This window comes from Bacteroides sp. AM16-24, from assembly GCF_003471885.1.
In the GTDB taxonomy this organism is placed as follows: Bacteria; Bacteroidota; Bacteroidia; order Bacteroidales; family Bacteroidaceae; genus Bacteroides.
In genome coordinates this window covers 225,743-243,073 of sequence record NZ_QRKI01000008.1, presented here as the reverse complement: position 1 = coordinate 243,073, position 17,331 = coordinate 225,743, and the positions used below count along the sequence as shown (strand labels likewise).

Genomic DNA, 17,331 nt, shown 5'->3' with positions numbered 1-17,331 from the left:
AAAAGATAACGCTTGATATTCCGCCAATAAAAAAAGGCTCAATTCGGATACCAGGCGGATCACTGAAAACAAAAGAAAAATCAAGCAAATCCCTGATAATCAGACATTATCAGGGATTTCTTTTTTCTAGCGGGTAGCAGAAAATAGCCGTTTCAAGCATATTATCGGTGGACAAATCGTGGGACTAAAATTTAGTCGAAAAAAGTCCCACGAATTTGTATCTTTCTCACTGATTCATAGATTTTTGCATGGTCATACTTTGGAAGAGAATACATAGTTTTGTAACTTTAAAAACGATGTAAAAATGGCTCGAAAATCATTTTCTGTTTTGTTCTTCATCAAGAAAGGCAAATTATTAAAGAACGGTGAAGCACCCGTGTGCATGAGAATTACTGTAAATGGCTGTATGGTAGATATTTCTATCAAAAGAAGCTGTCCTGTAAACCTATGGAATCAGGCAAAAGAAAATTCAAAAGGCAAAGACCGTATGTCGGTGGAATTGAACCACTACTTAGAAATCACACGTTCGCACATACACCAAATTTATAGGGAATTGGAAACTTCCGGCAAGGTTATCACCGTTGATCTTGTGAGAAAGTTGTTTTATGGTGTGGATGAAGATAACAAAACACTATTGCAAGTATTCAGAGAGCATAACGAACAAAGCCGTAAGCTGATCGGTAAAGATTTTGTTAGTAAGACCGTTCAACGGTATGAAACCACTACCCGATATTTGGAGGAATTCATTAAGAAAGAATATCAGTTATCGGATATTGCCTTGAATAACTTGGAAGCCAACTTCATTTCCAAGTTCGATGCTTTCTTGAAGATTGAAAAAGGTTGTGCGCAGAACTCCGCTATCACCCGATTGAAGAACTTGAAGAAGATAATCCGCATTGCTTTGGAAAACGATTGGATAGAGAAAGATCCATTCGCTTACTACCGCTTCAAGCTGGAAGAAACTGATCCTGAATTCCTGACGATGGACGAGATTAAAATCATTCTCGCCAAAGAGTTTACTATCAAACGAGTGGAACAGGTACGGGATGTTTTCATTTTTTGTATTTTTAGCGGATTGGCATTCAGCGACGTGAAAGACTTATCACCGGAACACTTGGTTAGAGATAACAAAGGGGAACTTTGGATAAGAAAGAACCGCCAAAAGACAAAGATCATGTGTAATATTCCTGTGCTACCTGTGGCAGCTTCTATATTGGAAAAGTACAAAAATGTGGCAGAATGTACCGGAAAGCTATTGCCAGTATTATGTAATCAGCGCATGAACAGTTACCTGAAAGAAATTGCCGATGTGTGCGGAATTCACAAAAATCTAAGCACTCATACCGCCAGACATTCCTATGCCACCTCTATATGCCTTGCAAATGGCGTGAGTATGGAGAATGTAGCTAAGATGTTGGGACACGCAGATACAAGCGTAACAAAACATTATGCACGGGTACTCGATCTGAATATTTTCAAGGATATGCAAAAAGTAAATAGCTGTTTGTCGGAATTGGCTATATAAATAAGGTAGTAGTCAATATAGAAAAAGGATTGGGAAGAATGAATTTCATTTTCTCAATCCTTTTCTTTTATTGTAAGTTTTTCAAAACTTAACATGAAACATTGACAAAGGTAAGTTCCGTATTTAGCCTGTTCAAGTCCGAGCCTTCGGTTTAGATGAAAATCTTCCTCTCATTACATTTCGAGCGTATTTTCATCTAAAGACTTGCACAGACTAAATACTTCACTGGAAAAGTCAATGATTCAAATTAAATTCCAAAAAACAATGTTTTCGGGGCTAGCATGAGGAAAACGTCTTTCACTTGAATAGCGTTTAAACAAGTTTCTCGTACAGTTTGAACTAGTCCAGCCCGTAGTTGCCAAAATCTAAATCTACGGTATCAATGTATTCAAAACCACATTTCTCATAGAGAGAGATTGCCGGAAGATTATTTTCATACACATCCAAACGGATAGATTTTATGCCTGATTGTTGAGCCAGTTCAAACGAATAGTCCATCAAAGCACGACCGATACCCGTTTTCAAGAATAAAGGATGCACCACAAAAGTGCGTATCACAAAAATATGACTGTAGTCAGCTTCTATTTTCCACCTTACATTATTATAGGCTTCATCGGGATGATGGTCTAAGATAATAGAGCCAGTAATCTTTCCGTCATGCCTGACAACGAAAAGAGTTTTATTTTCTATGCCAGCAACCGCATCTTTACGAACAGGATAAATGCCTTTTATCCATCCGGGATAGTTGGTGGTAACCGATAGATAATCATTCAGATCATCATACAACTTTTCTAATTCGTCAATATCGGCAGATGTGCCATATTCTATTACAAACTTCATGATTACAACTGTTTGGGATGCAAAGGTATAATTTCCACCTTAATAAAAGAGGTTTCCTTTTAAGATAGTGGAAATCATACTCTTTTAGATAGTTATTCTTTCCAGCTTTCAAAGTAGTGCTTTTGGAGCAGTTTATCAATATCACTTTGGCGGTAGATTATTTTACCTTTAATTTGGATAAAGGGGATTAACCCTGTATCTCGCCACTCTTGTAAGGTTCGCAAACTGACATTCAGTTTTTTAGAAACCTCATGATTGGAAAGAAAACGTTCTCCGTTCAGATGTGGTTTATAGTGCTTGACAATGGATTCAATACCGTTCAGCATTGAATCAAGAGAAGATATAAATTCTTTGACTTGCGGAGTATCTTTATTTATTAGTTCCATGATTGAAAGATTGTTTTATTGAAATATTGATTTCAAGATGGCTATATGGCTGATTAGTTACGCAGATAGTCACCCTGTGATGAAATGCTAAGTACATCTTTTGCCGGATCATAATCAATATAGAGCCGTTTAGATGCAATGGCAATAAAATACTGGCTACCATCTTGCTGTATCTCATAAGTAGCGGGCGAAGCCTGTTTGGTGGTTTCCGATACATATATAATAGAAAGAAGATATTCTTTATCATTCCGGAAGATGATAACCGTAGGATTCAGATTAACGCTTTCCCATGTACCGACAATAGAAAACAGGTTGAAGGATGGATAATCTTCTTTAGTTCTTTTCATAAGACGTGGTTTGTTTGGGTGATTGATTTTGTGTTTCACTATCTGTAATAATTCTTTCAATATCAGAAGATTTATAATAAATCTTACTGCCTATTTGAGAATAAGCCAGCCGTCCACTACTCCGGTAATATTGCAGTGTTCGCTTGCTAAAGCCCAACAACAGGCATACTTCCTGACTATCCAGCCAGTTTTCTACTTTCTGGGTATGAGTGCTGCACAAACTTTCTATCCGTTTGGCAAACTCTGTGAACCGTTCGCATACATACGAAAAGGTTCTCTTTTCAATGGTTACTACTTCCATACTTTCATTTTTAAATGGTTTATAAAACGTGTTGATTTAACTTTCACCAGCAAATGAAAGAAGAATCAAGAGACGTTTTTTAAACTGTCTGGAAGTGGTATATACCGTCTACTTTTGACTATAACTCTATTAAGTCATTCTATAGGAAGACACATAAAGACTTTATAAGGCTGAGAAAATAAGTTATTATCTTTTGCTTCGTACATTTCATAAATAGAAGCATCCCGTAATTTATAGCATTTTTCTATAACGGTTAGATACATTGTGTTCCATGCTTTATCATATTCAGTATCAGACAAGTCAAAAGAACCAACCAAATATTTTCCTTCAGGAATAATCCGCTTCCCTATTTTTCCTTTTGGTTTAATATTATTAGGTATAGTAATACATACACTTTGACGATTTTTCTCAAACTTTGTTATGGTGGGATCATCATGATAAATGGTAAAGAATCTAGTAGAATGACTGTCAAATAATTGATTCTGATTAGCCCAATCAAATAAAGTTGTATAAGTATTTCCAATTTCGTAGAAATCACCAGTATAAGGCAAATAGGCTACTTCAAATTTAGGCATCCTTTTCATGCAGATATATGGATTTTTAATAAAAGTGACATTCTCTAATGCAAAAGAATCAATTTGTTTGTTATTTATTGAGGTATCAGTTCTTTCAACTAATTCCCCTAAAGAATTAAAGAATTGTCTATTACTAGAAAAAACAGCCTTTTTTTGTTTACGGAATTCATGGGCTGTCATGCCAAAGCACTTTCTAAATGCACGACTAAAGGATGTTTGATTGGAAAAACCGCATCTATAGGCTATTTCTACAATTGGAATCTTTTTATCTTCTAGAAGTAACCTTGCAGCCTTTTCTGTCCGCAATCTTAAAATGAAATCAGCAGGAGTTTCTCCTTGTAAAGCCGTGAAGATTCTATGAAAATGAAATGGAGAAAAATTCGCATGACAAGATATAACGTCAAGATTCAACGTCTTATCTAAGTTTTCCTCTATGTAGAGAATTACAGAGTTGACTCTTGATAAATAGTCTTCTGTACTTTTTTCCAAATTACTCATACATTTATAATATTGCTATAAAGTTAGCAAGAAATGTAAAATGCAGCAATAGAGAGATGCCTATATTTACATATTAATAAGACTGTAGGCAATATGAAGAAAATTGAGAAAGTAATAATATTCTATTTTTCAGGGACAGGAAATGCCCGAATGATAGCTTCATGGTTCTCAAAGTGTGCTTTGGAAAACAATACATATTGCCGGATTTTTGATATTGCTTCAAAAAATGATCTGTATTTGAAAGAAATAGATTCTGAATCTCTGATTATTATCATATCTCCTATACATGGATTCAACTATCCGAAAATTACATTAGATTTTATTCGTAGTTTTCAAAAAGGGAATAATCAAGTAGTACTGATGAACACTAGAGCAGGAATGAAAATAGGCAATATGATTACTCCGGGATTAACGGGTATCGCGTTCTTTCTATCCTCATTCATCCTAAAGAAAAAGGGATATAACATCATCGGACGAATACCTTTTGATATGCCATCCAATTGGCTATCAATACACCCTGCACCCCGTAAAGAAGCTATCAGGTTTATTTATGAAAAGAATTACCATCGCATACAAAGTCATTTCGGAAAATTATATTTGGGAAAAACAGACTTTGCTTCTAACAGAGATATAATTCAGGATTTATTAATATCTCCCATTGCTTTGGCATACTATGTCGTTGGCAGATTCTTTTTGGCAAAATCCTATTATGCATCAAGTAAATGCAATAATTGTAGTCTTTGTATCAGGCAATGCCCCGTCCAAGCAATCAGAATGATTAACGCCCGTCCATTTTGGAGTTTGAAGTGTGAAAGTTGCATGAAGTGTATGAATTACTGTCCTTTACAAGCAATAGAAACAACACATGGTTTATGGCTCGTTATTATCGTTTTGACATCAACCGTATGTACATTTCTATTCCACGACTTGCTGCCAAATGTATATTGGATAATCAGATTTTTGGTTTCCAATATAATATTATTCACTCTTTTATTGGTTTTATATCGTATACAGCATTGGGCATTAAGAAATAAGTTCATAGCGAAAGTGATTTCACTAACTTCTCTGACACATTATAAATTCTGGGGAAGATATAAAGCAAATCAAAATCATACTGTACAGTAAAGTTCTATTCAATATTAACAAATAAAACTCAACTGTTTATGAATGATTTATTACAAATGAGGATATTCGGACTTTTGACCGAAACCTCACAGGAAATTACTAACGAAGAAATGCAAAATGCCTATGGTGAATTTATTAAACAGATTAGAGCCGTGAGTAATGGAAATGATTATTTTTCTATTTATCGGATTCTTACAGCTACCCATATTGAGTTAGCTTCACTGGAAACATCATCTCTTTACGGGCAGGGGGAAAAATGCGCTTAAAAAGATGTTCTTGCAAAAAACGTTAGCAATTATCAATGCTGAATTAAACCTGTTAGACCTAAGAATCAAACATCCTGAACCATTTCAACAACAGAAAGAGAGAACGTCTATTTCTCCGCTTTACCTTACAACTGAAACCTATCTTGTAGAAATAATGGAGATAGTAAGCGGATTATTCCTATCTAAAAGAATAGTTACCCATACTGGAGCAGAATCGCCACTTACAGAAATCGGAAGAGCATTTGAACATCTCTTTAATATCAAGCTGGGCGATATTCATAAGAAGCATGAAAGCGTTATTAGCCGTAAACCATCCAAAGTAACCGAATTTTTAGATACGCTTCGTAAAGCTATTACCAAAGAAAGTAAAAACAAAGGTTATCTGTAAATCAGTCATTTACCAACTATTTTTAGGGGTGTAGTATATCTACTCCCCTAACTTGTTTGCGTCCGTTTGCCGAACTTTGCTTCATCAATCGGTTGAAAACAATAATGTTTAACTAAAAAATGAAGCAAAATGTATGTAGATAATGAAAACTTCGATAAGTGGATGGAGAAGCTATCGAAGAAACTCAACGAAATAGGTCAAAACCTACAATCATTAATCAATACCGATAAAGTGTTGGATGAAAACGACCGACTGTTAGACAATCAGGATTTAGCTTTCCTGCTGAAAGTATCTTTCCGAACCTTACAACGATATCGGGCGAGTGGCAAACTTCCTTATTTTACGATAAGCCATAAAACCTATTATCGTGCGGCTGACATTCGTGTATTTGTTCAAGAAAATGCCGATTGTAAGACCTACGAACGGTTCAAAAAGGAAAATCAGCTTGATAAGCAAACCTCAGCAAAACATGGTGGGTAATGTTGCCACCTGATGAAGTGCTATCATTCCCCATTTAGCAGAAACCGCCTCGCCCTATGGCTTGGCTCGTTTCGCTAAATGAAGCAAGAGGGAACTGGACAAGTCCTGTTCTTCCCTCTTGCCCTGCGGGACAAAGCCTTCGGCTTTAGCGTATTACAAGAACACGCTGTAATGACACCTGTAATAAGCATTTTCTTTGTAATGCTTATTATCAGGTATTTATCTATTCATATTTCTATAAAAAAGTAATTACCATGCCAAACAGCAGTAGAAAAACTATATTCACCACCATTTCCATAGACAAGGAAACGGCAGCTTTGGTAGAGAAGATATGCAAACGCTATTCACTGAAAAAGAGTGAAGTTGTAAAGTTGGCGTTCGAGTATTTAGATAAGGCACATATCAATCCATCCGAAGCACCTGAATCCGTAAAATCGGAACTGGCGAAAATAAATAAGAGACAGGATGATATTATTCGCTTTATCCGTCACTATGAGGAAGAACAACTGAATCCTATGATACGGGCAACAAATTCAATCGCTTTACGCTTTGATACTATTGGCAAAACTTTAGAAACTATTATTCTCTCTCAACTAGAAGCCAGTCAGGAAAGACAAACAGCCGTACTAAAAAAGTTAAGTGAACAATTCGGCAATCATGCCGATGTGATAAACAACCAATCGAAACAGATTAACGCACTCTACCAGATACACCAACGGGATTATAAAAAGCTGCTTCAACTGATACAGCTCTATTCGGAACTTTCTGCTTGCGGTGTGATGGATAGCAAAAGGAAAGAGAGTCTGAAAGCCGAAATCAGCAATCTGATAAATACATAGAATCATGCACATAGACTTTGCCCCACCATCAAACGGAACATACAATAATTCAGGAAGCTGCCGACAATTAGCTAATTACATGGAACACGAAGATTTAGAACGGATGGAAAAGGGTATCTATACCGAAGGCTTTTTCAATCTGACAGAGGATAATATCTATAAATCAAAAGTGATAAAGGATATAGATAGCAATAACGGGCAACTATTGAAAATAGATGCTAAGTTTTATGCTATCCATGTCAGCCCATCAGAAAGCGAACTTCGGGCGATGGGTAATACCGAACAGGAGCAAGCCGAAGCGATGAAGCGGTATATTCGTGAAGTATTTATTCCCAAATATGCTAATAACTTTAATAAAGAACTATCTGCTGCGGATATAAAGTATTACGGCAAAATTCATTTTGATCGTAGTCGTTCAGATAATGAGTTGAATATGCACTGTCATTTGATTGTGAGCCGGAAAGATCAATCTAATAAAAAGAAGCTATCATCACTTACCAATCACAAAAACACCAAGAATGGAGTGATAAAAGGTGGCTTTGACCGAGTGAACCTATTTCAACAGGCAGAACAAGGATTTGATAAACTGTTTAATTACAATCGGCAGTTAGCCGAAACGTTCGAGTACTGCAACACCATGAAAAATAGCAATATGACGAACAAACTAAAGATGCAAGAGTGGGAATTGAAAGCCCCCAAACAATCTTTTGCAGGTGAAAAGGAAAAAGAGACAGAAGATGTAAAAATAGGCAGATATGCATATAAGCAAGCAGATTTGACTGATTTTGGATTATCCTCTGCATTTTCAATCCTTCCTTCGGCGGCGAATGTCAATCCGGTGGACGAGCAACAACCGCTAAAATCCAAGAGAAAGAAGAAACCCAAACGGGGGTTCAGGCAATAGTCTGTTCAGTTTCAAAGTTATTTCCAGTTCATGGTTTCGCAGCCTTTTAGAGGAGCGGAAGACCGCGAGAATAACTTCTACCATCCGCATAATAGTGCTCTTGAAGTCGTTTTGAGAAAACTAAATAACAATTCTATTGATTAGTTAAACTTTAATTATTACATTTGCAAATTACCTCAACGATTTGATGAATGGAGCTGAACAGATTAAAGTTGTACTTGTGGAGAGGAAGCGCACGGGCAAATGGCTTGCTGAAGCATTAAAAAGAAATGAAGCAACAGTTTCTCGTTAGGGTACAAACGGATCAAAACCGTCGTTTGAAACACTGTTTGCCACAGCGAAAGCGTAGAGAGTGGATGTAAGAAAACTGTTTGTGAGTACAAAATAATGAAAGACAAATTCTAAAACATAATACTATGCCTAAAGAAAGTGTTTTATCGGTAGCAGACAAAGAAGCTATTGTAATAGAAAAATTAATATTCCATATCATTTTGAAAGATGATGTACAACCCTACTTTTTGGATGAATTGGAAATTACGAAAGAGCAAACAAAGTTCTTTAAAGACCGATTAGCCGATTCAGCACAAGGAAGGCAATATATATTCACAGGTGAAGATGTTGCAGTTCGTAAACTGGCTCAAACCATCATAAAAGCGCCTGATGCTAATTTTATCAAAGCATCAAAAGATTTAACTGACAGGTTTAAAACTTCACATACAAGTAATACAAATGACGGAGTATTTGTTATTGCTTTGGCATCTATCAAAAAAAGAAAACTTTTATTTATGGTAAAACTCGACCATAAGAAAGTCTATGAATACAAATTGAAGGGGAATAAAGCACTTTTGAAAGAAGTACAAAATACATTTGTCGAAGACAAAAGCGCTATTCAAAAGGTAGCTTTAATCGATATCAGCGCAAATGTTGTATGGGATGTTTTAGTCTATGATAGAAGCAAACCATCTTCTATTACCGACTATTTTCGGAATTTTTTATCTGTGAATCCAAGAGAAACAGAAAGTCAGCTTACTTCAAATGCAGTTTCTTTTGTTCTTAAGTGGGCAAGTGAAAATAGAAATTTATTAGACCCAGAACAAGAACCATCTCAATATAAAAATCGGGCTATTGAACATTTATGGAATATTGATACATTTGAAACAGATGCTTTCATTAAGTTCGTTGTAAGGGATGATGATAGCAACCGAAGAAGTCGCTTAGAAGCCTCCTTGCATGATTTTTTAACAGAAAAAGGACTTGCAGGTCAGTCTTTTGACGTTAATCGCAACGCACTTACGAAGAAAACAAAAAAGAATGTACGGCAAACAGCCGAGGGCGTTAAAATCGAATGGACGGGAGAGCCACAAGACCACAACATAACCATTCCAAATGAACCTAATAACAATGGTATATATTGTATTGTAATTGAAACAAGCGACATTCAAGAAATACAATGATGCTTACTGGAATATTCGATATACTGGATAAGATAAAAAACAGTTTTCAACCAACATGGACTGAGAACTGGGGCTATCTCACTATTTCAGGAGAATATGGCAATGAAAATAAATCCTCATTTAATGAGTTGAACAATATTTTCACAACAAGTAACATTCAATCTGCTCTTACCTTTTTTATTGGGTCAAATAGCTATTCTGCCAATGACTTTATCAATGACTTGCAAAATAATGATTCATGGCGGATAAACATCAACAAAGAGGTTTTAATCAGAAAGGAACAAGAAGGAGGATTTCATTTAAACTTTTTTTATTCGCAAGAAGAGTTTTCAAAATGGAGTTCAAAAGCAAACCCGTTTGAAGAAGCTCATCCGTTCAATACATACAGTCCCATAAAAATAGTTGTTAAGGACATAAAATGCCTTTGGGGAGGTCCCAATATTCTTATTTGCAATCAAAATAATCTTGATTCAACATTTGCTGTATCTAATACAAAATCTCCTACAAACAGGGATATATTAGATATTGTTCATGTGATTTCCGAGAAGCCGTTTTGTATTCATCTCGAAAAACATTTAATTACATTCGGCGAACCAGAAAAATCAATACCAAATGATTTTCTAAAAAATTCCGCAAAAATTCTTCTTTGCTGTTTAGTTAATGAAGTTCAAAAGGATGATAAGGTAATTCTTAGAGGTGTTAGACGGTTGGATATGGTCTTATGTGGGACTGAGAATATTCCTATCAATTTGAAGTTTAATAATGAACTAATGGATGCGGTTCATTGGATTTATGGAGAAAAAGAGAGACGAGATTTGCGATTGAAATTATTACTTGAAAGAATAACACTTGATATTGATTTATCAAAGCCTCTTCTTGTTGGATTGCCGCATGTGCTTGAAAATAGTCTGCAACAAGCGAAGGAGCGCTATTCATATATTGTATATGAAAGAAAAGATTCTTACCAAAAAGAACTGAAAGATCTTTTGAAAGATTTAAAAAGTCTTTCAGACCTATATTCTAATAAAGTTCGCTCCTTATTGAGCAATTTACTTCGGGATGTACTTGCAGCGTTTATCTTAGTCGGTATTACACTCTTTTCCAAAGCAACAGAAATATTAAAACTTTTTGAAAATAAACTAATCCAATATGTGTTTATCGCATTTGGAGGATATTTTATTATATCGGCAATTTTTCAGATGATTGCCGACTTTTATGATATCCGAAGGAGTAGCAAAGAATTTGATTATTGGAAAAATGTCAGTAGAGAATATATGTCCCAGAAAGATTTTGAAACTCATAAGTCAAAAACGCTCAATAAAAGGGCAAGAGGGAGCATAATTATATATTTGATTATAGTAGCGTGTTATATCGCAATTGCTTTTGTATGTTTTAACTTTCCATGTATTTGGAATAAAATAGTGAATTAAAGATGATACAGTTTTACGAAACAAGTATTCAAAGTGTTGCAATCCATCTTGTTGGCAATAAAAATAATGATGAGCATGTTAAATGCTCTCATTCTGCCTTAGGATTAGACGAAAAGACAAAGAATGTATTGATAAATTATTTTATCAAACCATTTATTCAAAAGCAAGAGTATTATACGTTTTGTCATGATATTAACCTAAACATGAATGAGGTTTTTGCTTGTGTTAGTGAAATTTTTGATAATGTGGAATATCTACATAAACAATCTATAAATCTTGCCAAACACTTGTATGAGCAAAGTTTTCACCCAAAAGTAAAGGCTGGCGAATTTTATACAGTTTATTTCAACGATTGTATCATAGATGGCGAAACGGTTGATGCTGTTGGATTATTCAAATCCGAAAATAAAGACACCTTCTTAAAAGTTTTCCCATCAGGAGACGATTTTGACGTAGATAGCGAACAAGGCATCAACATCAATAAGTTAGACAAAGGTTGCTTGATATTTAATACCGAACGTGAAAACGGATATATTGTAGCTGTAGTTGATAACACAAATAAAGGAGCGGAAGCGCAGTATTGGATGGATGATTTCTTGCATATTCGCCAGCGAAAAGATGAATACCATAACACGCAAAACATTCTATCACTTTGCAAAAACTTTGTAAAAAATGAATTACCACAGCATTTTGAAGTTTCCAAAGCCGACCAAGTGGATTTGCTAAATAAATCGGTAAAATTCTTTAAAGAAAACGAAAGCTTCAATATGACAGAATTTGCAAATGAGGTAATCGGTCAACCTGATATTATTAACAGTTTTAACCAGTTCAAATCGTCGTTTCAACAGAATTATGATGTGGAAATTGCTGATAATTTCGCAATCTCGGAAAGTGCTGTCAAGAAACAAACCCGTTCGCTGAAAAGCGTTATAAAACTGGATAAGAATTTTCATATTTATATTCATGGAGACCGAGAGCTTATAGAACAAGGTGAGGATAAAAAAGGTAAATTCTACAAGGTTTATTATCAGGAAGAAAATTAGAATATGGCTAAAAATATATAATAAACTTCTACCTTTTGTAAGATCCTAAAAAATAACTACCTTTGTCCTCGGTATTCTCCATGAGCAAACTACTGCAAAAGCACGTAGCAAATTAGTGGGATAAATCATGGGATATGCTTGAAGCTAAAAATATAAAGTTTTAAATATCAGCGTGGTAACTCTTTAAGGAGAATCCCAGGCGGATCACTGAAAAGCTGGACAAAACCAGACAACGAAAAGACAACTCCTACAATATCAATATATTGTAGGAGTTGCCTTTTGTATAGTGTCCGTGACCTAAGATCTAAAAAGGCCACAAAAAGACACACTTTCGTGACCAATTCGTGACCTAAAACCAACACAAAAGAGTAACCATTATATCCAATAATAAAATTAAGCCTCACCAGATGGGAACGATTACTTCAGCTTCAAAGAGTATCAGAAAGTATAATATACTCCCATTCTAGCCCTCCAGCATGCTTATGTTTAGGATCATTTTTACAACACAAACAAATTGCCGAGTTACTTATATTATATTTTTCAGCAGCTTCTCTAAATGTATTAAAAATCTCTCCTGTAGTGATACATCTTATTTTCCTGCTTCTTTGTCGTATCGTATTCTTCAATTTGCAACTTTTACAGCCACTTCCCCGCAATAAATTTCCCGGATATGCCTGCCAAGTCTTACCACATGCACTACATTGTACCATTATAGGTTTATGCCTACTTACATAGGTTCCTATAATTTTAATTGTAGGTAACAGCTTTGCGATTTCCTTAACAAAATCATCATGGGTCCTCCGTGCTTTATTGACACATTTCGGACAGCCGGTTCTATTATGTTTCGCTACAAGATGATAGGGTTGGGTAGACCATATATAGCCACATCTTTACATTTTATTCTTATAGAAGTGTCAATATTGATATATTCTGCCAGAGGGATAATATCGGGCTGTAATGAACTTAATCTTTCAACAAAGTCATTATGTGTCATTTTTAAAGTACCAGCACATTTAGGACATCCCGAACCTAAACGTAAAGAAGACGGTCTCACATGCCATTCATGATTACAGACTTTACATTGCGCTTTAATTCTATTATTAGCTCCTACAAAATCACCAATAATTTTAATTTTATCATTTATTTTAGACAGTTCTTCTCTAAATTCCTCAGTGCTCATTCGCCTTGAATCAATTTGAGCATTCTTCTTAATTTTTTCCCACTCACTTGTACCAAGCTCCGAATATAAGCCGAATTCGGAGAGGACCTTTTTTGTTATTTCAATCAGTTTATCTATATTCCGGCGAGAGACAAGATCGCAAGGTGTCACTAGACAATTATCAAAAGGAACTGTTGCATCATCATAGTGGTCGTATATAGTTATGAGTTTGATGCCTTTATCTTTGCACAATAGATGCTTTTCCCAGTCTTTCGCTACCATATTTTTATGCCAGTGCCACGAACCGGGCTCTACGGCTACCTTTAAATCAGGCACATATATGTCTAATTCAACTCCTATCACCGTTTTCTCTCTTGACATGACTTTAGATTCGCCCAGAATATGAGCAAATGAGTGATATATGAATTGTTCTAAAAAGGAAGTGCAGGACCTGTGACAGTTAGGACAGCCACGTTGGTTCAGAACATCATGAGGTCTTATTTGATACTCATATCCGCAGGCATTACAATGAAGCGACATAAGTGTATGACTATTTATATACGTTGCGCCTTCGCTGACAACAAGATTCGGGTCGATTTTATGGAGACGTTCCAAAAATATCTCCATCGTCAAGCGCTGAGACGCTCCTTTCTGGGATCGTCCACATTCCGGACATCCCCTGCCACTAAGAATATGTGCAGGAGTGATATCACACTCATGTCCACATTTCAAGAATCTGAATTTAGTTTTTTCAAGTGCCTTCGCATATCGACCAATTATGATAACGTCATCTCTCTGGGATTTTAAGTCTTTCACAAACTCTGCATGAGATTTCAGTTTGACTCCGGCACACTTGGGACAGCCATGACCGTGCAATAGACTTCCTGCCCTTGGTGACCATTCACAACCACATTTGTCGCATCTTACAGCAATTTTAGAGTTGTAATCCTTGTATATTCCCAAGACAGTAACTTTTAAATTCTGTGCTTTCAATTCATGACAGAAGTCTATATGAGTTTTTTTCTTTGCCATACGACTAAAACCGATCAAGTTATAAACTAAATGATATTCATCAAGCCGGTAATTATCTCAACCTGAATTTTACCATCTTTCTTGCAGCACATTTCTCAGTCAATTCTTCTATAGTCTGAGTTGCATATTGTTCTGATAGCCCTATTTCAGCTGCCAACGTAATGACGTCAGTAAGTGCAAGTTCTCCTTTTCCATTAATAGTCGTGGTATGGTAACCATTAAAACCGTTACTTAGCAAAAGGTCATAAGCCAGCGAAAGTTTCCATGATCCTTACCCCATTGGAAAAATAAGTTTTGGCATAATCATCCCTATTTGAAATCAATACATTGAAGTGATAATATATCATCATTTACTTCATTTTTCCCAAAATCTTAGGAAACTGCCAAAAGAACAACAGCGTACAGCAAATTGCAGCCGTAACATCAGATATAGCCTCAGCCGCATATACTCCGGTCACTCCCATATAATGCGGCAGTACCAGTGCTAACGGAATCAACAGAATGGCCTTGCGGAGCAAAGCGATAAAGATGGATATCTTAGCCTGCCCCAATGCAACAAACATATTCTGACAGGCACGTTGCAAACCGAATATGGTCATACCACCCAGAAAGACAGGCATAGTCCAACGAACCGTTTCTATCAACCTTTCATCACTTGTAAAAGCAGATGCAACCGTTGAAGGGAACAGGATCATAAGCAGCATCAGAATCAGATTAAAAGAGAACATCGTGATCAGTGCAATACGGAAACAGTCCTTCACACGCTGCTTATCACCATGGCCATAATTGTAACTTACAATCGGAATAAAGCCTTGCGCAAACCCCGTCAGCGGCACACTGGCAAACTGCATCGAAGTCTGTAATATCGTCAACGCACTGACGTAAATATCTCCAAAATCTTTCAAGCTACTATTCAGCACAAAGCCCACCAAACTCTCTGTACTGGCCATAATGAACGGAGATACTCCCAGCCCCAGCATCGCAATAACAATCCCCCGGTTTAACTTCATATAGCGCCTCTCCAAAGGCAGAGAAGCCTTCCGGGAGAACAGGAAAGACAGTACCCATGCGGCACTGCAAGCCTGAGAAATCACCGTAGCCAAAGCAGCACCTTTCACCCCCATATCAAACCAAAAGATAAATATAGGATCAAGAATGATATTTAATAAAGCTCCGATTAAGACAGAGCACATGGCAATGGCAGGACGCCCCTGCGCATTGATAAAGGAATTCAGCCCGGTGGAAATCTCCACAAAAACAGTTCCCAGCAAATAAATGGAAAGGTAATCGACCGCATAGCCCAATGTATGTTCCGAAGCGCCTGTAAAGAGCAGGATAGGCTCCATGAAGGTATAGGCAATGAAGGAAGTAATTAAAGTAAATAGAATCAGCAAGGTAAAACCATTCCCCAATATCTTTCCGGCACGCTGGCGGTCACCTTGCCCGAGGGCTATGGCAGCCAGTGGCGCACCACCTCCACCTACAATTGCTGAAAAAGAAGAAATCAATACCACGAGAGAAATTGTTACCCCTACGCCTGCCAATGCATCCGTCCCAATACCCGGTATATGTCCGATATAGATACGGTCGACAATGCTATAAAGCAAATTGACGAATTGTGCTGCTACTGCCGGAAGCGCCATTTTGAAAACCAGTGGTAACATACGCTCGGTTCCCAGACGTTCTTCATATTTATTGATCATCGTGATTCTTCTTTTCTAAAAACAAGTGCAAAGGTATGAGAATTTCCACTCGCCCCAAAGGTAATGCGTGCGGCTTTTCCAAGAAACGGAAATAAATCATTTCCGTGTTTATTATTCATAAATCAAATATTCCCAGTCGAACTGTTTTCATGCTCTCATGTTCTTGTATAATATAAAAGCATAACAATGAATATAGATTCTCTTTTTAATCTAAGCGGAAAAGTAGCCATAGTGACCGGTGGTGGAGATGGCATTGGAAAAGGAAGTTGCGAAACACTCGCGCACTTCGGAGCTTCCATAGTGGTAAGTGATCTGGTACTTGAAAAAGCCCAGGCTGTTGCAAATGAAATCGTTAAGAATGGAGGTAAAGCGATTGCTGTAGCCTGCAATGTGCTTAATGACGCAGACTTAGTAAACCTGGTTGATAAAGCTGTCGCAGAGTATGAAACGGTCAATATCCTGGTCAACAATGCCGGTGGAGGAGGTGGCGGACGGGAGAATCCCTTCCAGATAGACATTGCTTACTTCAAGAGGGTATTCAACCTCAATCTATTCAGTGCATGGCGTTTATGCCAGCTTGTTGTACCTCACATGGCTGAATCGGGTTATGGAAGCATCATCAATATCACATCGATGGGCAGTATTAATAAAAGTCCGAATATGAGTGCTTATGCCTCTTCCAAAGCAGCCCTGAACCACATGGCAGGTAATCTTGCATTCGACTTCGGTCCGATGGGAATACGTATCAACAACGTAGGTCCCGGAGCTACCAGGACCCACGCCTTATCTACAGTGCTGACTCCCGAAATAGAAGCAAAGATGCTGGAACATACTCCCATAAAACGTCTGGGCGAGGTGAGTGACATTACCGGAGTAGTACTCTATTTTGCTGCACCCGTCTCGCAATGGGTTAGCGGACAAACGCTGTTTGTAAACGGAGGGGGTATTCAGACACTCGATTGATATTTACAGATAATTCAAATCATAATTGGACATATAAAACAATGCAGCTATTCTACTAAAAGAATACTGCACT

General features: G+C 36.9%; 18 protein-coding genes. 11 read left to right on the top strand and 7 right to left on the bottom strand.

The window, feature by feature from the left end:
• The first annotated feature begins 304 nt into the window (after nt 1–304).
• Complete coding sequence (locus DW182_RS11745) at nt 305–1,525, top strand: site-specific integrase (RefSeq protein WP_118295642.1); 1,221 nt, start codon at nt 305–307, stop codon at nt 1,523–1,525.
• A 339-nt stretch (nt 1,526–1,864) separates the two neighbouring features.
• Here DW182_RS11745 and DW182_RS11740 read toward each other — a convergent pair whose 3' ends face one another.
• From DW182_RS11740 to DW182_RS11720, 5 genes are all read right to left on the bottom strand, one after another.
• Nucleotides 1,865–2,365, bottom strand: a complete 501-nt coding sequence (locus DW182_RS11740; protein ID WP_118295641.1) for a GNAT family N-acetyltransferase — start codon at nt 2,363–2,365, stop codon at nt 1,865–1,867.
• A 92-nt stretch (nt 2,366–2,457) separates the two neighbouring features.
• Nucleotides 2,458–2,751, bottom strand: a complete 294-nt coding sequence (locus tag DW182_RS11735) for a helix-turn-helix domain-containing protein (RefSeq protein ID WP_002560566.1) — start codon at nt 2,749–2,751, stop codon at nt 2,458–2,460.
• Nucleotides 2,752–2,804: 53 nt separating this feature from the next.
• Nucleotides 2,805–3,098: a DUF3876 domain-containing protein gene (locus DW182_RS11730; protein WP_118295640.1), complete on the bottom strand. Its 294-nt coding sequence runs from the start codon at nt 3,096–3,098 to the stop codon at nt 2,805–2,807.
• Entirely contained in the window at nt 3,085–3,399 is a 315-nt protein-coding gene (locus DW182_RS11725) for a helix-turn-helix domain-containing protein (protein WP_118295639.1), read from the bottom strand. Before DW182_RS11725 ends, DW182_RS11730 begins: the two co-directional genes overlap by 14 nt.
• Nucleotides 3,400–3,533: 134 nt before the next feature.
• The gene (locus DW182_RS11720; RefSeq protein ID WP_118295638.1) at nt 3,534–4,472 is read right to left on the bottom strand and encodes a GyrI-like domain-containing protein; all 939 of its coding nucleotides are present in this window, start codon (nt 4,470–4,472) and stop codon (nt 3,534–3,536) included.
• 93 nt (nt 4,473–4,565) lie between these two features.
• Between DW182_RS11720 and DW182_RS11715 the strand changes: the two genes are divergently transcribed.
• The 9 genes from DW182_RS11715 (at nt 4,566) to DW182_RS11665 (ending at nt 12,401) form a co-directional block, all read left to right on the top strand.
• Nucleotides 4,566–5,597, top strand: a complete 1,032-nt coding sequence (locus DW182_RS11715; protein WP_118295637.1) for an EFR1 family ferrodoxin — start codon at nt 4,566–4,568, stop codon at nt 5,595–5,597.
• Nucleotides 5,598–5,635: 38 nt separating this feature from the next.
• Nucleotides 5,636–5,863, top strand: a complete 228-nt coding sequence (locus tag DW182_RS11710; protein ID WP_199678583.1) for a hypothetical protein — start codon at nt 5,636–5,638, stop codon at nt 5,861–5,863.
• 4 nt (nt 5,864–5,867) lie between these two features.
• Nucleotides 5,868–6,251: an RteC domain-containing protein gene (locus DW182_RS11705; protein WP_118295635.1), complete on the top strand. Its 384-nt coding sequence runs from the start codon at nt 5,868–5,870 to the stop codon at nt 6,249–6,251.
• 129 nt (nt 6,252–6,380) lie between these two features.
• The gene (locus tag DW182_RS11700) at nt 6,381–6,731 is read left to right on the top strand and encodes a helix-turn-helix domain-containing protein (protein WP_118295634.1); all 351 of its coding nucleotides are present in this window, start codon (nt 6,381–6,383) and stop codon (nt 6,729–6,731) included.
• A 254-nt stretch (nt 6,732–6,985) separates the two neighbouring features.
• Nucleotides 6,986–7,570, top strand: coding sequence for a BfmA/BtgA family mobilization protein (locus DW182_RS11690; RefSeq protein WP_118295633.1), 585 nt, complete (start codon nt 6,986–6,988; stop codon nt 7,568–7,570).
• A gap of 4 nt (nt 7,571–7,574) precedes the next feature.
• A complete protein-coding gene (locus DW182_RS11685; protein WP_118295632.1) occupies nt 7,575–8,474 on the top strand; it encodes a DUF5712 family protein in 900 nt (299 codons plus the stop codon).
• Nucleotides 8,475–8,890: 416 nt separating this feature from the next.
• Nucleotides 8,891–9,928, top strand: coding sequence for a nucleoid-associated protein (locus DW182_RS11675; protein ID WP_118295631.1), 1,038 nt, complete (start codon nt 8,891–8,893; stop codon nt 9,926–9,928).
• A complete protein-coding gene (locus tag DW182_RS11670; RefSeq protein ID WP_118295630.1) occupies nt 9,925–11,358 on the top strand; it encodes a hypothetical protein in 1,434 nt (477 codons plus the stop codon). Before DW182_RS11675 ends, DW182_RS11670 begins: the two co-directional genes overlap by 4 nt.
• A 2-nt stretch (nt 11,359–11,360) precedes the next feature.
• Nucleotides 11,361–12,401: a nucleoid-associated protein gene (locus DW182_RS11665; protein WP_118295629.1), complete on the top strand. Its 1,041-nt coding sequence runs from the start codon at nt 11,361–11,363 to the stop codon at nt 12,399–12,401.
• A gap of 847 nt (nt 12,402–13,248) precedes the next feature.
• Here DW182_RS11665 and DW182_RS11660 read toward each other — a convergent pair.
• Both DW182_RS11660 and DW182_RS11650 read right to left on the bottom strand, forming a co-directional pair.
• Nucleotides 13,249–14,592: a hypothetical protein gene (locus DW182_RS11660; protein WP_233564140.1), complete on the bottom strand. Its 1,344-nt coding sequence runs from the start codon at nt 14,590–14,592 to the stop codon at nt 13,249–13,251.
• Between the two features lie 350 nt (nt 14,593–14,942).
• The gene (locus DW182_RS11650) at nt 14,943–16,295 is read right to left on the bottom strand and encodes an MATE family efflux transporter (RefSeq protein ID WP_118295627.1); all 1,353 of its coding nucleotides are present in this window, start codon (nt 16,293–16,295) and stop codon (nt 14,943–14,945) included.
• A 186-nt stretch (nt 16,296–16,481) separates the two neighbouring features.
• Here DW182_RS11650 and DW182_RS11645 point away from each other — a divergent pair, with 186 nt between their 5' ends.
• Nucleotides 16,482–17,258 (top strand): glucose 1-dehydrogenase, encoded by a 777-nt coding sequence (locus DW182_RS11645; protein WP_118295626.1) that lies wholly within the window; start codon nt 16,482–16,484, stop codon nt 17,256–17,258.
• The last annotated feature ends 73 nt before the right edge of the window (nt 17,259–17,331 follow it).